Source organism: Lewinella cohaerens DSM 23179 (assembly GCF_000379805.1).
In the GTDB taxonomy this organism is placed as follows: domain Bacteria; phylum Bacteroidota; class Bacteroidia; order Chitinophagales; family Saprospiraceae; genus Lewinella; species Lewinella cohaerens.
Genome location: NZ_KB903565.1, coordinates 53,611 through 76,484, shown reverse-complemented (window position 1 = coordinate 76,484; position 22,874 = coordinate 53,611). Strand labels below are relative to the sequence as shown.

General features: G+C 43.4%; 17 protein-coding genes. 5 read left to right on the top strand and 12 right to left on the bottom strand.

Annotated features, from left to right (window positions below; translation table 11 throughout):
* The first annotated feature begins 188 nt into the window (after window positions 1-188).
* From A3EU_RS0121695 to A3EU_RS0121685, 3 genes are all read left to right on the top strand, one after another.
* Complete coding sequence (locus A3EU_RS0121695; protein WP_020538306.1) at window positions 189-959, top strand: MBL fold metallo-hydrolase; 771 nt, start codon at window positions 189-191, stop codon at window positions 957-959.
* Window positions 960-1,083: 124 nt separating this feature from the next.
* Entirely contained in the window at window positions 1,084-1,821 is a 738-nt protein-coding gene (locus A3EU_RS31350) for a GDSL-type esterase/lipase family protein (RefSeq protein WP_020538305.1), read from the top strand.
* A gap of 459 nt (window positions 1,822-2,280) precedes the next feature.
* Window positions 2,281-3,348, top strand: coding sequence for a sensor histidine kinase (locus tag A3EU_RS0121685; protein ID WP_169433387.1), 1,068 nt, complete (start codon window positions 2,281-2,283; stop codon window positions 3,346-3,348).
* An 11-nt stretch (window positions 3,349-3,359) separates the two neighbouring features.
* Here A3EU_RS0121685 and pgeF read toward each other — a convergent pair whose 3' ends face one another.
* The 4 genes from pgeF to A3EU_RS0121665 all read right to left on the bottom strand — a co-directional run bounded on the left by pgeF (window position 3,360) and on the right by A3EU_RS0121665 (window position 6,674).
* The gene (gene pgeF, locus A3EU_RS0121680; RefSeq protein WP_020538303.1) at window positions 3,360-4,112 is read right to left on the bottom strand and encodes a peptidoglycan editing factor PgeF; all 753 of its coding nucleotides are present in this window, start codon (window positions 4,110-4,112) and stop codon (window positions 3,360-3,362) included.
* 12 nt (window positions 4,113-4,124) lie between these two features.
* A complete protein-coding gene (locus A3EU_RS0121675) occupies window positions 4,125-4,760 on the bottom strand; it encodes a DUF4230 domain-containing protein (RefSeq protein ID WP_020538302.1) in 636 nt (211 codons plus the stop codon).
* 5 nt (window positions 4,761-4,765) lie between these two features.
* On the bottom strand, window positions 4,766-5,608 hold the full coding sequence (locus A3EU_RS0121670; RefSeq protein WP_020538301.1) for a DUF3108 domain-containing protein: 843 nt from the start codon (window positions 5,606-5,608) through the stop codon (window positions 4,766-4,768).
* Window positions 5,609-5,678: 70 nt separating this feature from the next.
* A complete protein-coding gene (locus A3EU_RS0121665; protein ID WP_156825860.1) occupies window positions 5,679-6,674 on the bottom strand; it encodes a lysylphosphatidylglycerol synthase transmembrane domain-containing protein in 996 nt (331 codons plus the stop codon).
* A 91-nt stretch (window positions 6,675-6,765) separates the two neighbouring features.
* Here A3EU_RS0121665 and ruvC point away from each other — a divergent pair, with 91 nt between their 5' ends.
* Window positions 6,766-7,344, top strand: coding sequence for a crossover junction endodeoxyribonuclease RuvC (gene ruvC / locus A3EU_RS0121660; RefSeq protein ID WP_020538299.1), 579 nt, complete (start codon window positions 6,766-6,768; stop codon window positions 7,342-7,344).
* Here the strand turns inward: ruvC and A3EU_RS0121655 are convergent.
* The 8 genes from A3EU_RS0121655 to A3EU_RS0121620 form a co-directional block, all read right to left on the bottom strand.
* Window positions 7,334-7,732, bottom strand: coding sequence for an HIT family protein (locus A3EU_RS0121655; protein WP_020538298.1), 399 nt, complete (start codon window positions 7,730-7,732; stop codon window positions 7,334-7,336). The genes ruvC and A3EU_RS0121655 overlap by 11 nt on opposite strands.
* Window positions 7,733-7,745: 13 nt before the next feature.
* The gene (gene greA / locus A3EU_RS0121650; RefSeq protein WP_020538297.1) at window positions 7,746-8,219 is read right to left on the bottom strand and encodes a transcription elongation factor GreA; all 474 of its coding nucleotides are present in this window, start codon (window positions 8,217-8,219) and stop codon (window positions 7,746-7,748) included.
* Window positions 8,220-8,594: 375 nt separating this feature from the next.
* Window positions 8,595-9,644, bottom strand: coding sequence for a PorV/PorQ family protein (locus tag A3EU_RS0121645; RefSeq protein ID WP_020538296.1), 1,050 nt, complete (start codon window positions 9,642-9,644; stop codon window positions 8,595-8,597).
* A gap of 182 nt (window positions 9,645-9,826) precedes the next feature.
* Complete coding sequence (locus A3EU_RS0121640) at window positions 9,827-13,909, bottom strand: hypothetical protein (protein WP_026211525.1); 4,083 nt, start codon at window positions 13,907-13,909, stop codon at window positions 9,827-9,829.
* A gap of 99 nt (window positions 13,910-14,008) precedes the next feature.
* Complete coding sequence (locus A3EU_RS0121635; protein WP_020538294.1) at window positions 14,009-17,722, bottom strand: TonB-dependent receptor; 3,714 nt, start codon at window positions 17,720-17,722, stop codon at window positions 14,009-14,011.
* A gap of 379 nt (window positions 17,723-18,101) precedes the next feature.
* Entirely contained in the window at window positions 18,102-19,325 is a 1,224-nt protein-coding gene (locus A3EU_RS0121630; protein ID WP_020538293.1) for a hypothetical protein, read from the bottom strand.
* Between the two features lie 223 nt (window positions 19,326-19,548).
* Window positions 19,549-20,007 carry a c-type cytochrome gene (locus A3EU_RS0121625; protein ID WP_020538292.1) on the bottom strand — a complete coding sequence of 153 codons (459 nt, stop codon included), beginning with the start codon at window positions 20,005-20,007 and terminating at the stop codon, window positions 19,549-19,551.
* Window positions 20,008-20,219: 212 nt separating this feature from the next.
* Window positions 20,220-20,624 carry an RrF2 family transcriptional regulator gene (locus tag A3EU_RS0121620; protein WP_020538291.1) on the bottom strand — a complete coding sequence of 135 codons (405 nt, stop codon included), beginning with the start codon at window positions 20,622-20,624 and terminating at the stop codon, window positions 20,220-20,222.
* 231 nt (window positions 20,625-20,855) lie between these two features.
* Here A3EU_RS0121620 and nosZ point away from each other — a divergent pair, with 231 nt between their 5' ends.
* Complete coding sequence (gene nosZ, locus A3EU_RS0121615) at window positions 20,856-22,844, top strand: Sec-dependent nitrous-oxide reductase (RefSeq protein ID WP_020538290.1); 1,989 nt, start codon at window positions 20,856-20,858, stop codon at window positions 22,842-22,844.
* The last annotated feature ends 30 nt before the right edge of the window (window positions 22,845-22,874 follow it).

Sequence of the window (22,874 nt, the reverse complement as noted above, 5' to 3'; positions counted from 1 at the left end):
GCGCTCTGGAAAAATGTTCGTGGGATTATGCCTGCGAAAACATTGCATAAAAATTAGCAGGCTTCGTTGTTGGGATATTTGTGTAGTTTCCCTTTTGGGATGTTATTATGCTGTGGAGTTAACCACCTTATTGCCTTGGGTGTTTACTTGCTTTTAAGACGGTGTATTGTTAGAAAGTCACAACTATTATGGAAATTATTTTTTTAGGAACAGGTACATCACAGGGAATACCCGTAATTGGTTGCTCCTGTTCTGTGTGTCAATCAACAGACCCCAGGGACAACCGATTACGAGTAGCCGTTCTATTACGTAAAGAAAACCAGCAAATTGTCATTGATGCGGGACCGGATTTCCGGCAGCAAATGCTACGTGCCGGAGTCACTGACCTCAACGCCGTATTGCTGACGCATGAACACAACGACCATATCATTGGCCTCGATGATGTCCGACCTTTTATTTTTCGGCAACTCACCCCTATGCCTATCTATTGCGACGAAAGAGTTGCCGGAGAACTACAGGAACGTTTTGCCTATGCTTTTGCAGAAGACCCTTATCCGGGCGCTCCTCGGTTTGAGTTGCACCATACTAATCAAAAAGAACTTATCCAGATAGGTGATTTTGATATCGGCATTATTCGCTATTTCCATGGGCGTTTACCCATTCAAGGGTATCGGATAGGCAACTTTGCATACCTCACCGACATTAAGCGGATTACTGATAAAGAATTGGAAAAACTGGATAACTTGCAGATACTCGTCATCAGTGCGTTGCACCATGAAGACCATCATAGCCACCTAAAATTAAAGGAAGCACTCGCTCTTATTGAGCGAATCAACCCACAACAGGCTTACCTGACACACCTCAGCCATAAGATGGGTGCTCACCAGGACGTAGAAAAACTGTTACCGGAAAATGTCTGCATTGCCTATGATCAATTAGTTTTATCCTTGGACAATTAATTAGAGAAACGCAGCACGTTAGAAGTCGTTCATGTGTTAAATTTTTAATAAAAAGTATCCTAAAAACAGAACCTCTGTTATCTTTCTTCGTCTAATTGACCGAAGAAGAGAAGTATAAACGATTATGAAAAGAATTCTGGCCATCCTCCTGTTGAGTATCTTAAGTTGTTCGCCTCGTTTTCAAGGGATGCGGGCACTGCTTGACGATCCCGAAAATATTATTATCTCTTTCGACTCTACCTACCTGGGCTACGTGCCCGTTATGGAACAGTTTAGAGCTCAGGATACCAATCTCGTCGATAGCACTGGCATCATTGTATTCACGGGCAGCTCCAGTATTCGAATGTGGAAAACAATGGTAACGGACCTTGATACGCTTCCTTATCAAATCCTCAATCATGGCTTTGGTGGTTCTACTTTGCCACAAGTCAACTATTTTTTTGATGATTTGATTACCCCGTACCAACCGGAAATCGTGGTGCTCTACTGTGGCGAAAATGATATCACCGATGGCTATAAAGCAAAAGATGTATTGGCCTCTTTTCGCACCTTCCTGCGACTGCTACTGATCAAGTCTCCCTCTAGTAAAGTGCTCTATGTAAGCATGAAACCTTCGCCTGCCCGCTGGGCATTGTGGCCGGAATTTGAAAAGGGAAACCAGATGATAGATCGCTTTATTCGAAGGCTCAACAATCCTGACATTCAATTTTTGGACATTGGCCCCAGTATGCTGGATTCTATTAGTCATTACCCAATAAGTACCATCTTCACCCAGGACAGTCTCCATATGAATGCCGACGGCTATGTGCGTTGGCAAAAGGAAATAATTCCCAAAATCAATGAATTAGACTGTAATCAGTAACATCCTCTGCTTTTCATCGTACAAATAAAGATTAAGCTTATATTTACTTGCTTGATTTGCTTTACTTGCTTTAATTGAACAAACACACTGCTTCACAGCGCAAACACATACAATTGATCCTTCTCAGGGTCAAATGTAGTTGACTTTCTTATGACCCCGGTAAACATCACACACAAGATTACCAAGGCGCTAGAGTACTTATCCCAATTAGGTGAAAACCCAGATTTTTCTTCTTGGGACAACCATAAGACTCGCTACCTAAACCTTCTCCTATTGGTTTCCAACATCAGTGCATGTTGTTTTATCATAGTCAACTTTTTCACAAGTGATTATACAATGATGTTCTGTGGAGGGTCGGTATTATTATTCAACACCTTTCTTTACGTTCTACAGTACTTCCAGCAACCATACCTGGCGAGAAGGCTAACTTACATAGGCTATCCTCTTTTATTTTTCACTATGATTATCCTTAGCAAAGGAGAAGTACGTGGTGAATACGCGTTTTTCCTAATGATCCTCCTCAGTGTGATGTTTTTCCGAACTCGTTTGTGGCAATTATCAATGATGCTCTATGTGCTGATATTATTTGTAGCTGCTCAACTGATCAATTACTATCAGCTTAACATTGGCCTCACTTTTTCTACCATTATCAATGATACCGTTATATTCCTTTCTGTCTGTACCGGTTTGATTTACGTTACAGATAGCTTTATTAGAGAAATAGTTCAAACCAAACGCAAAAACAAGCAGCTTCTAGCAGAATTGTCAACCTCGAATGACGAGCTTCGCCGTCTAAATTATATGGTTTCTCATGATTTACGAACGCCGCTTCGACAAATTGTCTCTTTCTCAGATTTAGCCTTATTGGCCAACAGTGAAAAAGACACTGCTGCGGTACAAGACTACATAGAACAAGTTGGGAACTCCGCAAGAACCTTGCACGCACTTACGGAGGACCTACTCTCTCTCGCACATCTGGATAGTAAACAATTGCCGACCGAAGAACTTTCAGTTGCTGAAATTTTCGCCAAAACGCAGCAACAGTTTGCGAAAGATGACGAAAAGATAATCATTGAAACAGAGGACAAAGGGCACAAATTTATTGGTAACGCTACCTTACTCGGCATGATTCTTCAGAACTTGGTAGAAAACGGCCTCAAGTATAATGAAAGTAAAGTCAAGCACATCCAGCTCCGTGCAAAGAGTCACCCGGAAGGGCTTCAGATTACGGTACAGGATAATGGTATAGGAATCAGTTCTAAATATCAGGATAAAATTTTTGAACCTTTCCACCGGCTACCTACCAAAGAAACCTACCAGGGTACTGGCCTGGGGCTAGCGATTGCTAAAAAGGTAATGGAAATTCATAAAGGAACAATCAGCTTGGAATCCCAAGAGGTAGGAGTCAAGTTCATCCTTACTTTTCCTCATCGAACAGCAGAGAAAAAAGCAGAAGATCAAGAAGTACTAAAAAGTACGTCTTCAAATATCTGGCAAACATTCAAAGAACGCAGGGCAATTTTTTAATAAGGCCACTTTTAAGGTTTCAGCCCTATTACCGCAAGCATTCGCCCGGTTGATCCTCGTTCTGCACGGTGAGAAAAATACCGATCATTATCTTCAACTGTTGAAAATGGGGATAATTCTATTTGGCTGGGGGCAACCCCCAAGTGCAAAAATTGATCACGGTTAGCTTTTTTCAAGTCTACCAAAAATTTCTTCCGTTGAGGATGCCAGCGCTTATCTTCTTCCGAAAAATGATCGGCAACATCTGCGTCTACTTCGAAATCTCTTTCTGCAATACAGGTACCTATATATACCCAGCAGTTTTCCGGACGAGTCCCATAAGCATCACGCATCAACATCATGGTTTTGGCAGCAATCTGGCCTGCTGTGCCCTTCCATCCTGCATGGGCTGCTCCTACGGATTGACTTATCGGATCATAAATCAAAACGGGGGTACAATCCGCAATCGTAATACTTAGCAATATATCTGGCCGGTTGGTGACCAAAGCGTCATACCCTTCCCATTCACCTGGAGTATTCACCCGTAATACCTGATCGCTATGCACCTGAAAAGAGCCTGCCAGCCTGGAGGTATCCCAATTCAGCTCTCTACAGAAGCGTTCGCGGTTTTGCTTTACAAATGCTGTTTTATCATCCGTAAACAAGCCTAAATTCAAGGAGGAAAATGGAGGAAGACTAACGCCTCCCAGACGAGTACTTTCTGCTATCGTCAGTTTAGGAAAGGATGACGCCCACGAAGGTTGGTAGTTTGTTTCAGCAAGCATAAACAGACATTATTAATTCGCCATTTTTGGCGCTGGCAGCTTGCCGGTTGGTTTTTCATAGATCACTTCCCAACCGATACTTTTGGCCATAAAAGTGATTGCATCCAACATAGCATTACCTTCTTCTCGCGCCTTATCCAATAGATCACTCTCCTCTGCTTTGCGGCGCAAAACTTCTTTAGCATTCCGATTAAGCTGGGTATAATCTTCGGGAGTAAAACTATTAAAAAAACTCTCTTCCAGGTTACGGTAGCTGATCTCGTGGTCAATCGCCAAAATGGAGGGCTCAGGCAAATTACTAAGAACAATTTGACCGGCCGTACTATCGACCTTGATGCTCACTTGCTCCATATCGTACCCCACCAACACTCGACCTTTCACTTCTAGCAGAGCCTGCTTGGAAAACTCCCAATAAGTAGGTATAGGTAGATAAAGCGTGACTTCCTTTAAGTTTGTTTCTGTATACAGCTCGGTGAATTGCCCTTCTACAGTTACAAGTTGACATACCTCCCGGACTCGTTCTAAGAGTACCGTCGATTCCACTTGCTGCGATTCACGCGGCCTTGAGTTGAACCACTGGTAGCTCATCCACAATCCTGCCAAAAACACCAGTGCCAATAAAACACCTAAGCCCAATTTTGATCGCATAGTTATTAGTTCACTTTAGCAGTAAAATCGTATTTCAAACCTTTGTAGCTTTTCAAAACAACCTTTACAGAACCTACCGAAACAGGAGATTCAATCAATACAGGAATCTTGTTTTTGTCGCGAGATACAAATACAGACATCTCATCTCCTTCTTTAAACACTTCACCAGCGATGAGTTGCGGGCTAAACTTGTAGGTCTTATAACGGCCCATGCCTTTTACCTTAGTGTTGTCTTCCGCCCCAAGGTATTTGACTTTCAAAGGGTAGGTCTCTCTGTCAAAGAATATTTTAACTGGCACTTCCTGCCCCGTCCGCAAGGACGAAACTTCTACATTACGTAGGTAATACATGATCGAGAGAATATCGTGCATACAACCATCCAGGTTGAAATTTTCTGGAGTAGCTTCAGACCGACTGCGGCCTTTTAACGAAACTGCCGTTTGATTGGCTTGATCAAAAGTCACTTTATCGTAGCGTTCGTAGTTGCCTTCCTTAATATCCCGAATGGATAAACGTGGCAGCAAAGTCTCCTTGCTAATATAGCTGTCGTAATTATCTCTCACCTCAAAAAACCACTCATAAGATGAATAGGTACGCCCACGGGCAGAAAGGTGAAAATCATCCCCATCGTCATAAACCCTAAAAACGACTTCGCCTGCTGATAACCAAACAAAATTCCAATTGTAATAGATTTTGTACACGAGTTCCTCTCCTGCTTCAAAAACATCATTACTCGTATTACAAGGCTCTATTCCCGGTGAAGACCCCTGGTTAACTGTTGGGCTAAAAGCCAGTAAAAGTGGGAGAAAAACTACAAAAATCCAGAGGTTGGCAATTCTATATTTCATTATCAGTCAGGGTTTTGCAAGCTATTAATATTAATTAATCATAATTGAAAAAGTTCAACACATTTACCCTTTACTTTTTTTTGTTCAAAATCAGCAAGGCCCCAAATAAAGCAGGAATAACCAAGTTGATAATATACAAGGTAAAAGTAGCACTTACAATACTTAATGGTGCTAATGTTTCACTCCCCCATACCAGCAATGCCAGTTCACTACGAGTAATAACGCTGAAGCCAGGAGGGAGTGGTATACCTGCTTGTATTAAATAGATGCTAAAAACTCCTTGCATCCCTTGCTCAAAACTTAAAGACAGCTTAAAAAACCATAACAATAATAAATACTGGAAAGAATACACCCAGAAACGTAACAAAGCAAATGCCATCGCCCAAACCACTTGCTGATACTCAAGCGGCTTACCTTCTCCTATTTTTTTTCTAAGCCATCGCCACCACCGATATTTAACAACCTTTGACTTCCACCAGGTTGCCAACCACGGCTGTTTCAATAAGCCTATAAGTAGTATCAAGATCAGAGGCACACTCCAACTCACCCCCAGCTTTAGCCACAGGGGCCATTTGTAATAAGCGCCAAGAATCAACCATAAAGCAGGCCAACCACAAGCCAAAAATACTACCCATTGGCAAAGACTTCCAATCAGGGAGCTAAAAACAACATTAGCAGTTTGAGAGGCAGGAGCTAGTATAGCACGGCCGCCATACTCTCCAATCCGGTTGGGGGTAGCAATAGAAACACTTATTCCTGCAAGTACCGCCTTTAACGAAGATATCCAACCTGGTCGCCAATCTGTAAGTAAGAGTTGCCTCCACTTAGCCGTTTCCAACAACCAATTAAGTGGCATTAAACCCAGTGCCAGAAAAAGATACCCCAGCCGATTACCATCTGCTCTGGCCGACTTAATGTTCTCCACCCAATCTTCCAGTCTTCCTTCCTGTGTAATTTGCCAGAACAATAGCAGCAACAAACCAACCCCCAGCATCCTCCGTAGTTGCCTACGCCGACTTGGTGAGAAAAATTCAATAAGCGTTTTTACCAATTTTTTGGTGGTCAATGTATTTTATTTTCAACATTTTGTTTAACTTGTGCGATTCGTCACACAACGGCTCATTCAGCAGCCTTTAAACTTGTCTTCGAACTACATTATGGCCAAGTCTTCAGCAACCAAATCATCTCCTTACCGCTTACTAGGTGTCGACCCCGGCACAACCGTACTTGGTTTTGCCGTAGTTGAGGTAGATGGCAAAAAACTCAGGGTGCTGGAAATGGGAGTTATTCACCTGAGTAAACTACCTAGCCACGAAGAACGACTACAACGTATTTTCGAACGGCTCAAGCAGGTCATTTTCAACCATAAACCTCGGGAAATGGCGATAGAAGCTCCCTTTTATGGCAAAAATGCCCAATCTATGCTAAAGCTTGGTAGGGCACAAGGGGTAGCTATTGCAGCAGCTATGACCAGCGGACTTACCGTACAGGAGTATGCTCCTCGAAAAATAAAGCAGTCTATTACAGGCAATGGCAACGCCTCTAAAGAGCAAGTAGCAGCAATGCTTGAGCAGGAATTAAAAATAGACCTAAGCAAGCAACTTTTAGATGCTACAGATGCCCTTGGAGCTGCGCTATGCCACTACTACCAAACAAAGAACAGCCTTGGTTCCGGTAAACGTCACCAAGGCTGGGAAGCCTTTCTTAAAGATAATCCAAATAGGGTTAAATCTTAACAGCCGCCGCTATCTTGGCTGCCAATGCCTTGTAATTATCCTCATCAACGACTACCGGAGGACGCTCAAAGTTGATATCCCCTACTTTATTTATTGGCACCAGATGGATATGCGTATGAGGCACTTCCAAGCCAATCACTGCAACACCTATACGTTCACAAGGAACGACAGCCTCTACACCAGCAGCTACCTTTCGGGCAAAATCCCACAATGCGGTATAAGTAGAGGGGGCTAAATCAAAAATATAATCGACTTCTACTTTAGGAATAACCAAGGTATGCCCTTCCGCACGAGGACGAATATCCAAAAAAGCCAGAAAATCCGCTGTCTCTGCTATCTTGTAGCAAGGGATTTCCCCACTAATAATCTTTGTGAAGATACTTGACATTCGAAAGAGGTAATTAGATGGTGATATTTAAAATTTCAAATTCAATACTACCTCGAGGTGTCTCCACGGAAGCAATATCTCCAACTTTCTTTCCTAGTAGCCCTTTACCTATCGGAGAGCTTACTGATATCTTTCCTGTTTTTAAATCAGCTTCACTTTCTGAAACGAGGTGGTAGGTCATCTCTTTTTTCAGCTTGAGGTTCTTGATTGTTACTTTAGAAAGAACCGTTACTTGAGAAGTATCTAATTGGCTACTGTCCAATACGCGGGCGGTGGCCATCACCTTGTCCAGTTCATTGATTTTCATTTCCAGCAGTCCCTGTGCTTCTTTTGCAGCATCGTACTCGGCATTTTCTGACAAATCACCTTTTTCACGTGCTTCTGCTATTGCTGCTGCAACTTCCGAACGGCCTGTGGTTTTTAATTCTTCTAACTCGGCTTTCAACCGCTCATACCCTTCTGGGGTCAGATAACTTACTTTTGACATAAACATCTATTTTTTATCCATGATCATATCAACAGATATTTTCTATTTAAATGATCAGCGTACTTTTTTATAGAGACCAAAGCCTCATATTACCAGTGAAAGAGCATCACTAGCAAGTCGCAGACTTTGTCTTTACGATTAATAGTATCCCTGTCCAACCATTACCCTGCTAAGCTTGCGGGTATGCCTACTTCTTCTTCGGCTCAAAGCTGGAAAGAGGTTTTGATGTCTGTTTCTACAGACAAAAAAACAAGAACGCTTTCACAGACAGGGTGAAAACGTTCTTGTCTTTTACATCGTCAAAGTTACGAAAAAAGGCGTTGCCGCGCAAGAGGTGTATACAGTGACAATAAAAACAGCCTTGAGAATAGCTGTCTACAAATTGATACGGATACCAAAGTTATGTGTACCGTCCCAAACTTTAGTTGTCCGGTAAGCATAGTCAATTGAGAGCGTATTGCTCTTACGTTCTTTGCTTAAAGGCACACTGATACTCGCACCAGCACTAGGGCCAGTGTAAACAGACTCCTGCGTCACATCAGCATCAACTTCTAATTTATAAGCTCCACGCAACATGAAACGCTCTTTCAGCGCATACTCTACTCCGACACCTATCTGGTCCCGAGAGAAAGAGTTCGCTGTAAAATTACCCAGCGCTGTTAGGCGATGAGTACCTTCTGCGATCAAGAAATCGTAACTAGCTCCAATATTCAACATCGAAGGCAGTTCGAAACCAGCAGAACGCTGAGACAAAGTCAAATTGTAAGCATCACCATCAGCCGCCTGTGCGTTAGTTGCCAAACCTTGGCCTGTAAATGACATCCGAGAGCCAACATTACGTAAGGCGATGCCAAACTTGAAGTTGTCATCTTCTCCGGTTACGTATTGTACTCCAGCATCAACTGCGAAACCAAAAGAAGATACATCAGAGGTAGACTCTGAGATCCCCCGAAGGGTAACACCAACCGATACCTTATTCTCGAAAACGTGAGCATAAGAAAGGCCAATGTTGAAGAAGTTGATATTGTAGGTAGGTCCATCAGGATCAGGATCAGGCAATTCAGTGGTTGTCACCAAAATATCTCCGAAATTAACGGACATAAGACTGAAGCCAAAAGCGCTATTCTCACCAACCTTCTGGGTAAGCCCCAGTGCATTGAGTTGAATATCAGCACCCTGTAAATAGTTAGCACTACCGAGTGAAAACTCTGTTTTGTTAACACGGGCCATTCCCGCAGGATTAACCCGAATAGCCTCTACGCCTCTTACGAACGATGTATTCATCGAATGTAGGCCAGCACTGCTCGCCCAAGGGTTGAGTAGTAACTGCACTGCTCCAGCTTCACCCTGGCGATCAGGGTTACCCGCCCAAAGGGAGGCTGTTAGGAAAAGGCAAAGATGAAATAGGTATAATGATCTTTTCATTACCGTAGATTAATGAAGTCCCAAGTAATAAAACCTGGCACTTTGTTTTTGGATGTAGCAATTTCCTCTCTTACGAGGAACGTATTGCTTAATCTTTTAAAACCCTCAAAAAGGGCGATTCCGCTTCTAATTAATCAGTTAGAGGGCGTCTGGCCTACAAAAGCCAGACGCCAACTGATTTCTTATAAACCGGAGGGGTCAAACTGACGATTCACACCAAACCACTTAAGGGTTCGCTCTCCTAGTCCAGGAGCACTAACGTGAATCAAGTAGACACCACTGGCAATCGGAATACTGCGGAAGTTTTTAAGATCCCACTCCAGGTCAGGGTTGACCTGTGCCAACTCAATAGCCCGGTTAGGGCTATCAGGGGTGGCTCCAACCTCATCGCGATCATACTTACGGATAAACTTGCCATCCAGCGAGTAAATCGTAACTGTACATTTGCTCGGAAGGTTAGAAATCTTAACAACATTCTCAAACTGAGAATCCTCATACTGAGAGAATCCGTAGTAAGGGTTAGGAACTACATTGATTGACTGAAGTGCTTCATTCAAACCAATTTCGTCTAGCTCACTAGCTTCTTTACCTTCCAGTTTGAAACGGTAGGTAGGATAACCATTAAACTCACCCGTTCCAGTTTTCACTGCGTAAGAATTATCTACACGTAGCTTAACGATCACATCACTAGGAATCAAACCGTCGGCATAAGAAGTCATCTGAGCACCTCCTGGAGCCCCAACGATCATACCAGCCCAAGTGATCTCCTTCATGACCAGTACCTTACGTAATGGGCTACCATCACCGAGACGCTCTAAAAGCTGAGCACAACGATCATAAGGCTGCTTGGTAACGTAAATAAAGTGCTGTCCACCTACTGCGTAGTTGAATGGAGACACCCCACCACCTGGTGTTGGCACAAAGAAGTTATCATCAGGGTTGAACATCATATCACCACCGTTAGATGGACCGAATCCTAATGATCCGTTGTATACAGAGTTCTCACCAAAGAAAATATTCAGGCGCTCACCTGTTTCTACGTCAATAGCGTAGCCAGGGAACCAGCCCATACCGTTCTCCTCTCCTGCTGGAGCATTGGTATCTACCGCAGGCAGACCATCAGCACCTTCCTCTTTACTTACAGAAGGCTTGTCACGCAAGTCGAACATATTGCGTTCACCTTCTGAGAAAAAGCCAGCATCTTCATATGCAGGGTTCATGGTTTCAACAATAACACAACGGCTCCAAAGTGACTTGTCACTTGTAAAGACGATGTCAATGTTGTTCAACTCTGACAGATCAGTCTGGTTACGAACAATATTGTTGCTATTCGCTGAATTCACCCAAGCTGGTGTCAAGTAAGGGATACCTGCTTCGTTATCGCGCCAGTTCGTAAGAAGGTAAGGCACGATGAATCCATTACCAATATCAGAAAGTGACTGACTAGGGTCAAGATCAAAGTCTTCATCGGTAGAATTAGTCGTGGCCATGAAATCGAAGATTACTGCATCTACTACAGGGTTACCTGTTGTGATAGGCAAGTTGTCTCGGATACCAAAAAGCCATGGACGTGCATCTGGATCTAGGTATTCTTCAGCGTAACCGCGAGCACCATTCGATTCTATATCATAAGGTGCAGAACCAGGTTCAGCAACCTGAGCAATCGTTACAGAGAAGCCAAACTGACGAATGATTTGCTCATTAACGTCTTCTATAGATTTTTCAGCCGTAATTACAGGAGCCGCAGCATCAGTAAGACTACGAAGCGTCCAGAATGCAGGCGAATCTAGTTCGTCATTTGCAAGGTTATCATCCGTAAATGTCAACTCGTATTCGCCATCAATAACCTCTAGTGGATTAAAGATTTGTACATTAATCGGGCCGAAACCTCCTTTGTAGGTAACCTCACCAGAGAAACTTTCGGAATTATCTTCCTGAATCAGTTTTTCTATCTCTGTACGAGTTTCTTCATTGATATCTAGGAAATTAGTACCAGTTCCTTCTCCGTCAATACGAGTAACAACAGGTCCATCTCCGTACTGCGCCTGAAGGTTACGATCCAGAATTTTACGAGGGATTACGGTATAGAAACCATTCTCTGCATCTCCAATATTCCGGTCACCTTCAAGATAAGGCGTCTCCTGACCACGATCTCCCTGACGGGTAGGATCAAATTCCAGGTAGTTATTATAAGCGTATGCAACTGCCGTAAAGTAGTACTTTTTGTGGTTAACTAAACGGCGATCACCTTCCGAAAACTGATCTTCCGTGATTTTGAAGGTGTGACGAATACCTTGGTTTTCGCCATTAACTTTCAATGCAGGAACGAAGTAAACATCTTCTGTTGGTGTCTGATTATCATCTGGGCTAAGTGCTTCCCAGTTGAAAATCTTCTCAATACCATTCTGCTTATCTACCTGGTATACCAAGCGAACTTTTTCCGGATCTTCAACATCAGCTAGTGACACATTAGGGCCAGAGAACTGATACAACTTGTATCCTTCAAAACGGTAAAGGCTATCAAATCCATCGCTAATACCCAAGCCTTGCTCCTGGTATTCTTCAAAGCGGTTGTTTGAGCTAAGCGTATCGTTAGAGAATACCGCAATAATTTCGCGATCAAGCTCTACCCAATCTACATCTGGTGCATCAGGGCCACGCGTGATTTCGAAACAAGCATCAAATAAATCCTGAGCTACATCGTCTGCCTTCTGTAGACGAGAAAGACTAGGACATGGGTAAGCCTGGTCTGGAACCCAAACAACACCGACGATCAATTCATTTACAGCACCTGGAAACAGTGTAAACTGACCAGAAGCCTGAATGGTACGACGGTCACCTACAGGTAAACCTTCTTCACACATTGACCAACCTCCATTTTCGTTAGGAGCGTCGACGAAAGCGTAAGGAATCGCAGGACCACCTTCCTGGTAAGCATCGCCACCAAAAGTGAAAGGGGTACCATCACGCCAGCGGCCTGATAGATAGTTGTAGTATTCCTGCGGTGTATTGGGGTCTGTAGTTCCCGGAGCAGGTGTAGGAACACCCGCACCATTGTTATAATAGGTGAAAGAGGACATACCTAATTCGTTACCCATTTCATCCAATGGCCCGCGGAAATAGTCAATACCTAAAATCGGCACTTCATCACAATAAGTATTGACACCCTGGTCACAAGTACAACCATTGGTACCATCTAATTGGTCAGCATTGTAAACATAAGCCAAACTACGGCCTACATCACAACCTACATAATCATCGGTATAACACCCCAAATCAGGGTCTACCCACATCGCGAAATAAGTACTGTCAATCTGCTCAATTGCACGGTTGATCAGCTTAAAACGCTGGAAGGTCATACTGTTGATATCATCATTCGTTTGGTAAGCAAAGGCTTGCACCTGTACCTCCATCTGAATTTTATTTGGAGAACCAGTTTCCCGGTGATCGTTACCTGCATCATTGTAGATCCAGAAAATCATTTCATCAGGATTAGACTGTGGCTCTTTGTCCAGACAGCCGCGAATCTCGATAATAGGGTAATCACCTTCGTCTGGGTTATACTCACCATCAACTCCAACATCCCAGAAACCAGCTAATCCTTGAAGTGTATTCGGTAGTTGGAACTGGTGAATATCTTCAAAGAAACGGTTACCTTTTGCTGGCCATCCAAGAATATCCTCAGGGATAGTTTCTGGATCAAGAGAAGTTTCGCCCAATGCTTCAGCTTTACGCCATTCACGTACGTGTGCTTCAATATTCGCACCACTGACTACAAAGAACTTATCCCACTGGGCACAGGTATCGCGACCAATCGTACCACGGTTAGGGTCTGCCAAAGGGCCACCTTCGTAGTCATCAGCACCTGGGTTAAGCGGCCCAGGATAGAAATCAAAATCACCACTGCCACGACCATAGGTCTGAGCAGCTATCTTTAGGTTACCACCTGGATCTTTACCACCAAGCCAAACAGCGCCGGCAAAAATGGAAGAAATTTCCGGTACACCCGGAGGAGGTTTAGGAACAATGTAACGTCCATCGTTACCATCCCACCAAACATCGCCACCAGTAGTTAAACGCGCCCGTACATTATTGATCTGCTGATCGATCTGGGTTACTGCATTATCACAGTTGTTCCGGAACGATACCTGATCTGAGGGCGTATTTACTGGACGGCCGTCCCGAGTGGGACCGACATGTGCCTGCAGTGCCAGTGTCATACACAAGCCCAGCAGGGTCATTAGCCATGAGTTAGAAATACGCATAATAAAATTTATTTAGCATTTTATAAGAGCGCCCTTACGGAGCGCACAATGTTCCCGAAAGCAACTATACCTGCGTATACCTGCTTTCGGGAATTTGATTTAGAAGTCCATGATCGCTCCAATGAAGAGACGACGTGGCAAGCTGTAGAAATCAGAGTTCAACAGGCGCCATTGGTAAGAAGCAAGGTATGCTTCAATCTCACGCTGTGATCCTGAAATCGACTCGATCTGATCCTGACCGAAAGAAGAACGAAGGAAACCATCATCTTCTGGGTCACCAGTAACAGAGTAAACATTGATAATGTTACGAGTATCCAATACATTGGAAATACGCAAGTAAACATTCAAACCTAGTTTATCACCAATGTCGAAGTTCTTATCAATACGCAGATTGATCGTTGTATTCCAAGGCTTACGAGAACCATTGATAGCACCAATCGTTCCTACTCCACCTAATTCCTGCGCTACTTGCTTTGCCGTGTAAGGACGACCAGAAACCGCTACGGCCTGGAAGTTAATACCTGCATTAGCCAAGATGTAAGCACCAGCAACACGTGGGCCACTTTCCTGAGGGAAACGGTAATCAGCAACCAAATTGAAACGGTGACGTTCGTCAAAGTTCAATGGGAACAAGGTCCGTAGGTTACCACGGTTGGTCAAACCACGCTGTGATTCCGTATCAGAACCTGTACCATCAGCAAACTGTAAAGTATAGTTAGCGTTCAGTGTCAAGTTACGGGTACGACGTAAGTCATAGCCAAAAGAGAAACCTTTTACGGTACCAAAATCCTGGTTGTCAAAAGTCGTGTACTGACCTACGATAGGCACAGGGAAGAAGGTACGCAGCTGGATCATATCCCGCATCTCCTTGTAGTAAGCAGAAATCTTAATCGCAGAAGACTGCGTTAATGCTTGCTGGAAACCTACTTCGTAATCTACCGTACGTTCTGGACGCAGGCTAGCGTTACTAAAGGTTTGGCTACCGGTACGCTCTACAAAGTAGAAGTAATCAAGTGCCGTAGCAATGGTGCTACTGTTAGGGCGCTGAACCAATACATCATAGTGAGCAAAGAAGTTGGCCTTATCAGAGATAGGGAACGAGAACGCCAAACGTGGCATCACGTTAAACTGTACCTCGTAATCCTTAAAGGAAGACTCAGGGTTGAACTCTTCACTTTTGATATAATTAGACTCATGGGCATTAGGGTCCTGATATTTAGGGAATACAAGACCAGTACGGATGCCTTCAATTTCATTTGCTCCATTTACAGGAGTACCATCTGCTTTGTACCAGTTATCACCATCACGGTAGGCTTGTACCGTTTCACCGTTGTCATTTTCCGTATAAACACGGAAGTCCGAACCAATGTTACCAGGAGCTGAACCACCAAAGTTATTATGGAAATCTTCTGCACCTTGAATAGAGTACAACGAATAAGGATCCTGTAAAACTTTAGTATTCGCATCGTAGCGGTCAATACGTACACCTAAACGGAAGATGATATCCCGGAAAGTAAACTTATCCTGAATATAAGCAGACGTATATAGTGGTCGTGCAGCAGCTACAGGGAAAGTACGAATACCTTCCGCGTCAACTGTTGTAAAGAAGTCTTCGAAAGTACCATCAAATTCATTACCTAAGTAATCATATCCATAGTAGTCAAGAATGAACTGATCGTTCAATTCTTTTGCAGAAAACATAGACAAACTCAACTGGTCTGGTGTAAGTCCGTCGATATTCACATATTCATCCAAGCCAACACCTAATGACTCCCGAATAGCACGGTAAAAACGAGCATCTTCAGGATTCTGAAGTGTCAGGCTAAGGATATTAGCATCAAAAAACGGATCAGGTAAACCTTCTGCATCATACAACTGACTGTACAAACCAAGCGTATCTGCGTTTTCACGGTCGATACCCTGAATGTGAGCATTCGCATTCTGACGGGCAGCCGTCCAAAGACGACGAGGGTCACGTACATCGTAAGAACGATTAACGCGGCCTTCATAAACAATACCCAACTGAATATTGTGACGACCTTTCTCAGAACCACCAGGCACTAAATCAAAAGAAGCACTAGCGTTGAAAATCGTTACATCGTTATCCTGCTGAAGTGCACGATTGTAGATAGAACCTACATTAGAGTGAAAACCCCAAGAGTTATTAAAGATATCATTTACCCGGCCATTGATAGCATACAGGTTATCGATATTAACATTGTTGTTTTCTCCTAAAATTCCCTGTACAACATAGCCAGGCTGTTCCGCATTCAATCCCTCTCCAATAGCCAAACCAAGTGGATTGTTGTAATTGGCTAATACTGGGTTAGAGCTGTTACCTGTATCGTAATTACGTAATACCTCTCGGTAATCCACGTGATTCAAGAACCGATTACCAAGCGTATCGAAATCTTGTTCAAATACTGGAATATAATCTACATCGAAAGTACCAACATGACCATAAGCGAAATAGTCATCGCCATGGCGAGGGTCTTTGATTTCAAAAGTTTCATTCTCGTAGCTACCCTGTAAAGTATACATAGCGTTTTGTACCGTTGACACTTTGCGATCATCTCCTTCTCCACTAACAGCACCACCGAGACGGTGACGGAAGCGGAAGTTAACCCGGTAATCAGTATCAACACGGGTAGGGTTATTATGAGAGTTTAAGGTCCGCCAACTTGCGCCGGTAGAGCTGTTCTCATTTGGCGTCTGCATGTCCTCACCATTAAAGTAAGTACCGCTCAATGTTACGTCGATCGCATCGCTGAAGCGTGCATCCAACTTAGCATTGAAGTTAGCCAATGTTTGCTCCTCAAAAGGACGAACATCCAACCCATCAACATCGTCATTCGTTAAAAAGTCCGCTGCTACAAAAGGAGTACCTCCTTTAATAATCACTGGGTTAGCTTCCAATTCTGCAAGGACATCATCCTTTACCCGGTAAACAGGCACCGCAGATGGGTCATCATCCAAGCGATAAGTATAACGGCCAGCAACCCGGAATCCAAGGACAGAAACGCCCTTTTTATTACGAAGGATAGGGCCAGACAAGTTAATCCCTAACAGACTGTTGTCGTAAGGATCAAGATATTGAGACGTTTCCGCTTCAATACCTCCTGAGAATTTATCAGAAGGACCTTTAGTAGTAATCGAAATGATACCACCAGTCACGTCACCATAACGAGCTTCAACTCCACCGGTAATAACCTGGAGTTGATCGATTTCTGATTCCGGGATCAAGTTACCCTGTACCCGAATACCATCCACGTAATAATTGGTTGCATCGTTACGCGATCCACGCACATTCACAGCATCCCCTTCATCAGCGGTAGACAGACCAGCAGTGGTCGCCGCCAGGGCATTAATGTTACGTGTAGGGAGGCTACGAATCTGGTCGGAGGTAAGCGTACCACCCTGGGTAGTATTATCCTGTTCCACCAGCGGCACCCGATAAGCAGTTACCGTTGCTCCGATATCCAACAAAACGCCTTCTTCAGCGATTTCTCCGTCCAACTTGATTGCCTTTCCGGCAAAAACCTGAACGCCAGTAACCGTGGCGGTTTGATATCCGAGGTAACCAAATCGAACCTCATAAGTTCCGGGATCTAAATTTGCGAAATTGTAGTTCCCGTCGAAGTCCGTTTCAGTTCCGGACTTAAGTACACCATTCTGATAAAGTGATACAGTACCGAATAAAATCGGCTCTTTATTCCCTCTGTCTACCACTTTTCCGCTTAACGAAGCGGATTGGGCAGCGAGGAAGGATACACTAAACAGCAATAGTGTGAAAAACAGTAAAGAACGTTTCATATAATCCTGTTTTTGACATTTGCTAATTCCTAGACGAACCGATAACCGGTCCGAAAAAGTCCACAATGTTAAGAAATTAAGCACGTACAAAAAAGCATTGTTGCCTTAGCAACCATATTTTAGAACTTTCTCTCCTAACATTCTCAAGCAAAAGTAATGCTTAAAAGCATAGAATTGAAGATGTTATTTAACAAAAGTCAGGTTTCTGATTAATCCTCAAAAACGCTTAATTGCTTGTAAAAAGCCCACTTAGCATAGGCAAAAGGGTAACAGTCGCGCTAAGAATAAAAAAAACACTCTTAATTTTAGTAAGAGAAGTGAGAGATTCGTCTCGTGGCTGACAGAGTATCGTACTGTCTGTGTTTATAAAAAGAATTGATTAAATTTTAGACAAACTCAGCTCCTTTACCTGACCGAAAAGGAAAATCAACACTCCTAAAGGAATAAGGAAACTGGCCCCAAATAGGAATTCATAGTAGTAAGGTAAGAATCCGAGCGTAGCCCAGAACATTGTTCCCTGAAGAAACAAAAGTATTTCACTAAAAGTAAAACCTAACACTAGCATAATCATCCCCCAACGCGCATGGTTACTTTGGTTTTGCAACAACTGAAATTTCCCAGCAAATGCAAGTAATGAAAAGGAAATTGCGCCCAACAATACGAGGTGAATGAAGCCAATAACGTAGTTCCGAATAGTGTATGCAGCTTCGGCTACGAAGGGTACAACCACCAATGCCTGTATACAGACTTTCCCTGCAAATGAGACACCGGCAATGATTAACAAACGAAAGGTCACCTTTGAAAAAATTCTCCAAAGCGAGCGATAATGAGGCCGAAGTAAGAGCACTAGTACGACTAAAGCAGATAGCTGTACAACAACTCCTAAACTATTCGCCAGAAAAATAGATGTTTCAGGTGCCGCCCAAGCCAATGCCAAGGCATAAGTCAACAAACTGGACAAAACAAGTAACCCAAAAAAGTAATTTTGTTTTTTGGTGTCAATCATCAAATGCTGATCTTCAAGTACTTTAAACAATAGCGCTAATGCGCCAAATAGAAACCATCCATTGAATTGAAAGTGCAGGTAAAACTGAACAGCCATATAATAGAAAGTAGACCCTTTGAGAGAGGTAGCCATAATCGGCCCCATCGCCCAAATGGCGACCGTAGAAATTACCATAAAAGCAATAGCTGTTTTCAAAAGTAAAACGGCAAAAGATTTCCCTGTGGGAAGATCAGCCCAAAGCCAAGCTACAAAGACGTAGGAACAAATAATATGCAGACAAGAAAAAGCAATAGACACGCTACCATATCCTTGTAAAGGGAAGCTGATCAACATCCCAATCACACTTATTTGGGTAAGCCAAAACAAAGCGTTATAAGCGCGTTGATCTACCTTGGAAGAGGGAACAAAAGCGGTGATTAGCAAAGCAAAAAGGGCCATGTAAACCCAACCTAGCATCGCTACGTGAGAATGGGCGTGCAAAAAGCTTTTAAAATTTAACCAACTGACCTCTTCTACAAATGCAAAACGTAGGAGTGCACCAAGAGACGCGGCTATCAAAAAATTAAGCAATGCAATAATCAACCATCGTTTAGCCATCAAGTCGTAAATTTTTACCTTCTCTTATCGTTTTGTAATCCAACTAAAGCTAAGGAATATAAGAGAATCAATTTTCAAAAACGAGAGCGATAGACAAAACAGGTTACGCGGGCTTCAGCCCGCTTCTAAGAGCGGGGGAAACTCATTGCGGACTAAAGCCGCGCGGAACCTGATTTCAACCAGATCGAATAGCCTACATTTATTCTATAGGTAAATCCTTGTTTTATTCTGTAGTTTCCGCATCGTTGGCGTAAATAAACTCCAGCAAATCCCGTGCATCCCCGATGCTAATATTCTGGTTAGGCATCCTGGTAAGACATTCTTCCAAAAGCTTCTGGGCTGCCGGGTCCTGATCCAACATCACCTCTACATTCGTAATCATGTTCATAATCCACTCTGGTTTACGCTTCTCCGTAATGCCTTTCCATCCTGGGCCTACTACCCGCTGGGCCGATAGTTTATGACAAGCCGCACATTTCATTTCGTAAATTCCACGGCCTCGATCGACCATATCCTGATCCAGGGGATTGTTTAGGGTAACCTCTTTAATTTCGCCAATCCCCTTGCCATCATCAGGCCGGGTAGCATTCGTTGTAAAAGGGGCCTCCTTAGGTTCCTCAGCTCCACCACCACAGGCGAAAACCATACTTGACAGTAATAATAATCCAATGATAAATCTCATGACAAATAGTTTTAGTTTATTAGATTTATAAGTATTTCAATGCGTTAGTATTGCGCAGAAAATAAAACGCGATTTTTCCAAGTTTTTCAAATAGTTAAAACACTTAAAATGAAGCGTTTATTCAACTATTGTGAAAAACAACCACGTAGTAGACGCGGAGCGACCACGAAGTAGCGGCGTAGCCAAATCGCGTTTTATTTTCGTGCTGTTCCTTAATTCTCCTTTATCTCTCGGGCCAAGGCCGGAATTGATCTCATTTGCTCAATGCTCTGCCGAAAGGCCAATGTATGACAATGTAGTGGGCATGGTTTATCCGAAGAACAAACCGGCAACCCTAATGCACACGACGTAAATAAGTCCTCTCCATCAATACACCTAATCACATCTTCTAAACTCACCTCTTGGTTTTCTGGCGCTAAATAAAAACCTCCTCCTGCCCCTTTGCTTGATGAAATTAAATGGTGCCTGGCAAGTTGCTGCAATAGTTTTGCCAAGAAAGACTTGGGCACCTCCAGAGCTTCCGCAATTTCTTTAGCACCAATCTTTTTTTCTCCGCCCGTATGTGCTGCGATATGTAGCACTGCCCGAATCGCATACTTGCAAGATTTTGAGAACATCCAAGTGGTTTTTCAGTTGGGTTGCTTTAGATAAAGTTAAAAATAAGACAAAGATATCCTTTTATCTTAAAAAATCAAATGCCTAAGATTAAATATCGCGATGATTGTTGTCATCAGTTAGTGGGCTCAACAAGGTGAACTTTGTCACTAAATAATGGGGAATAACAAAGGTGTGTATCTACATTCTTTTATCCTTCCCTTGTTTACACCCTTAAGTAAAATGATTGCTTTATGAAGAATCCGTTTAAATTCAAATGGCTTTTATGGTTGATCCCTCTTGTACTAGGGTTAGCCTTCACCAATCAAAGCTGTTCTTCCAGTCCTCAGAAGGCTTCTGCCTTGAGCGGGGATGCAGCTAGCGCCGTCTATGTTGCGCCAGGAGAGTACGACGAATTTTATGCGTTCCTTTCCGGTGGTTTCAGCGGGCAGGTAAGTGTATATGGCCTACCCTCTGGTCGTTTATTGAAAGTCATCCCTGTTTTTTCTCAAGATGCAGAAAAGGGCTATGGCTACAATGAAGAGACCAAGCCAATGCTCAACACTTCCTTTGGCTTTATTCCCTGGGATGATGCCCACCACCCTGAGTTGTCACAAACCAAAGGGGAAACCGATGGCCGATGGCTCTTTATCAATGGTAACAACACGCCTCGTGTAGCTCGTATTGACCTTACCACCTTCGAGACGGCTGAGNTTATTGAGATCCCCAACTCTGGGGGTAACCACTCCTCTCCTTTCACTACTGAAAATACAGAGTATGTAGTGGCAGGTACCCGTTTTGGTGTACCCGTTCCTCAGCAGGATGTGGCCATCAATACTTATGCAGAAAATTTCCGTGGTGCACAAACCTTCATCAAGGTCGATCCTGACAATGGTGAAATGAATATCGAATTCCAGGTGCTACTTCCTGCATTTGATTATGACCTCGCCCACTCGGGCAAAGGCAAATCACATGGTTGGACCTTCTTCACCTCTTACAATACAGAGGAAAAAAGCACCCTTTTGGAAGTAAATGCTTCGCAAAACGATAAGGATTACATCGCAGCCATTAACTGGAAAAAGGCAGAAGAATACATTGCACAGGGTAAGTTTCAGGAAGTTCCTGCCAACTATGCTCATAACGTCCTGAATGAGAAGACGCATTCCGCTACTACTAAGATGCAGGATAAAGTTCGGGTATTAATTCCTTCTGAATGCCCAGGGCTGGTCTACTTCTTACCTACTCCTAAATCACCGCACGGTGTAGATGTTGACCCTACCGGAGAATATATTGTAGGTAATGGTAAATTGTCTGCTGACCTTACTGTTCACTCGTTCACGAAAGTGCTGGAGGCTATTGAAAACGAATCTTTCGAAACAGAAATCGAGGGTATCCCCGTTTTGAAGTACGAAGAAATCGTAGCTGGTATTGTTGAGAAACCAGGACTTGGGCCTTTGCATACAGAGTTTGATGACAAAGGCAATGCTTATACAACCTTCTTCATTTCCTCTGAAGTTGTTAAGTGGAAAGTTGGCACTTGGGAAGTTTTAGACCGTGCTCCTTGTTACTACTCTGTAGGCCACTTGATGATCCCTGGTGGAGATTCTCGCAAGCCTGATGGCAAATACATGGTAGCATTGAATAAGATTACCAAAGATCGCTATCTGCCTACTGGCCCTGAGCTTAACCACTCTGCCCAGCTATACGATATTTCTGGCGACAAGATGAAACTTCTTCTTGATTTCCCAACGATTGGTGAACCCCACTACGCACAAGGGATTCTGGCCTCTAAGATTGTTCCTAATTCCAAGAAATTTTATCCGCTGGAAGAAAACGAACACCCTTATGCTGCCAAAGGCGAGAAATTCACGAAAGTGGAACGTACGAGTAGCAATGAGGTTCACGTATACGCAACCACGATCCGTAGCCACTTTGCTCCTGACAACATAGAAGGTATAAAAGTGGGTGATAAGGTCTACTTCCATGTAACCAATCTGGAACAAGACTGGGATACTCCTCACGGTTTCGCGGTCATGGGAGCTCGGACAGCCGAATTACTCATCATGCCGGGACAAACAGAAACCATGATTTGGGAGCCTCAAAAAGTAGGTGTCTATCCATTCTATTGTACAGACTTCTGTTCGGCACTACATCAGGAAATGCAGGGGTACATTCGCGTATCTCCTCGCTCATCAACTCTACCAATGAAATGGTCATTGGGTGAAGATGAGTTCACTGAGTAAGTAGAACAAGTCTAATTATTAAGTAATAAT

Coding starts and splice junctions, on each gene's coding strand:
- A3EU_RS0121695 (WP_020538306.1), top strand. CDS start 189: ATGGAAATTATTTTTTTAGGAACAGGTACATCACAGGGAATACCCGTA.
- A3EU_RS31350 (WP_020538305.1), top strand. CDS start 1,084: ATGAAAAGAATTCTGGCCATCCTCCTGTTGAGTATCTTAAGTTGTTCG.
- A3EU_RS0121685 (WP_169433387.1), top strand. CDS start 2,281: ATGATTATCCTTAGCAAAGGAGAAGTACGTGGTGAATACGCGTTTTTC.
- pgeF (WP_020538303.1), bottom strand. CDS start 4,112: ATGCTTGCTGAAACAAACTACCAACCTTCGTGGGCGTCATCCTTTCCT.
- A3EU_RS0121675 (WP_020538302.1), bottom strand. CDS start 4,760: ATGCGATCAAAATTGGGCTTAGGTGTTTTATTGGCACTGGTGTTTTTG.
- A3EU_RS0121670 (WP_020538301.1), bottom strand. CDS start 5,608: ATGAAATATAGAATTGCCAACCTCTGGATTTTTGTAGTTTTTCTCCCA.
- ruvC (WP_020538299.1), top strand. CDS start 6,766: ATGGCCAAGTCTTCAGCAACCAAATCATCTCCTTACCGCTTACTAGGT.
- A3EU_RS0121655 (WP_020538298.1), bottom strand. CDS start 7,732: ATGTCAAGTATCTTCACAAAGATTATTAGTGGGGAAATCCCTTGCTAC.
- greA (WP_020538297.1), bottom strand. CDS start 8,219: ATGTCAAAAGTAAGTTATCTGACCCCAGAAGGGTATGAGCGGTTGAAA.
- A3EU_RS0121645 (WP_020538296.1), bottom strand. CDS start 9,644: ATGAAAAGATCATTATACCTATTTCATCTTTGCCTTTTCCTAACAGCC.
- A3EU_RS0121640 (WP_026211525.1), bottom strand. CDS start 13,909: ATGCGTATTTCTAACTCATGGCTAATGACCCTGCTGGGCTTGTGTATG.
- A3EU_RS0121635 (WP_020538294.1), bottom strand. CDS start 17,722: ATGAAACGTTCTTTACTGTTTTTCACACTATTGCTGTTTAGTGTATCC.
- A3EU_RS0121630 (WP_020538293.1), bottom strand. CDS start 19,325: ATGGCTAAACGATGGTTGATTATTGCATTGCTTAATTTTTTGATAGCC.
- A3EU_RS0121625 (WP_020538292.1), bottom strand. CDS start 20,007: ATGAGATTTATCATTGGATTATTATTACTGTCAAGTATGGTTTTCGCC.
- A3EU_RS0121620 (WP_020538291.1), bottom strand. CDS start 20,624: ATGTTCTCAAAATCTTGCAAGTATGCGATTCGGGCAGTGCTACATATC.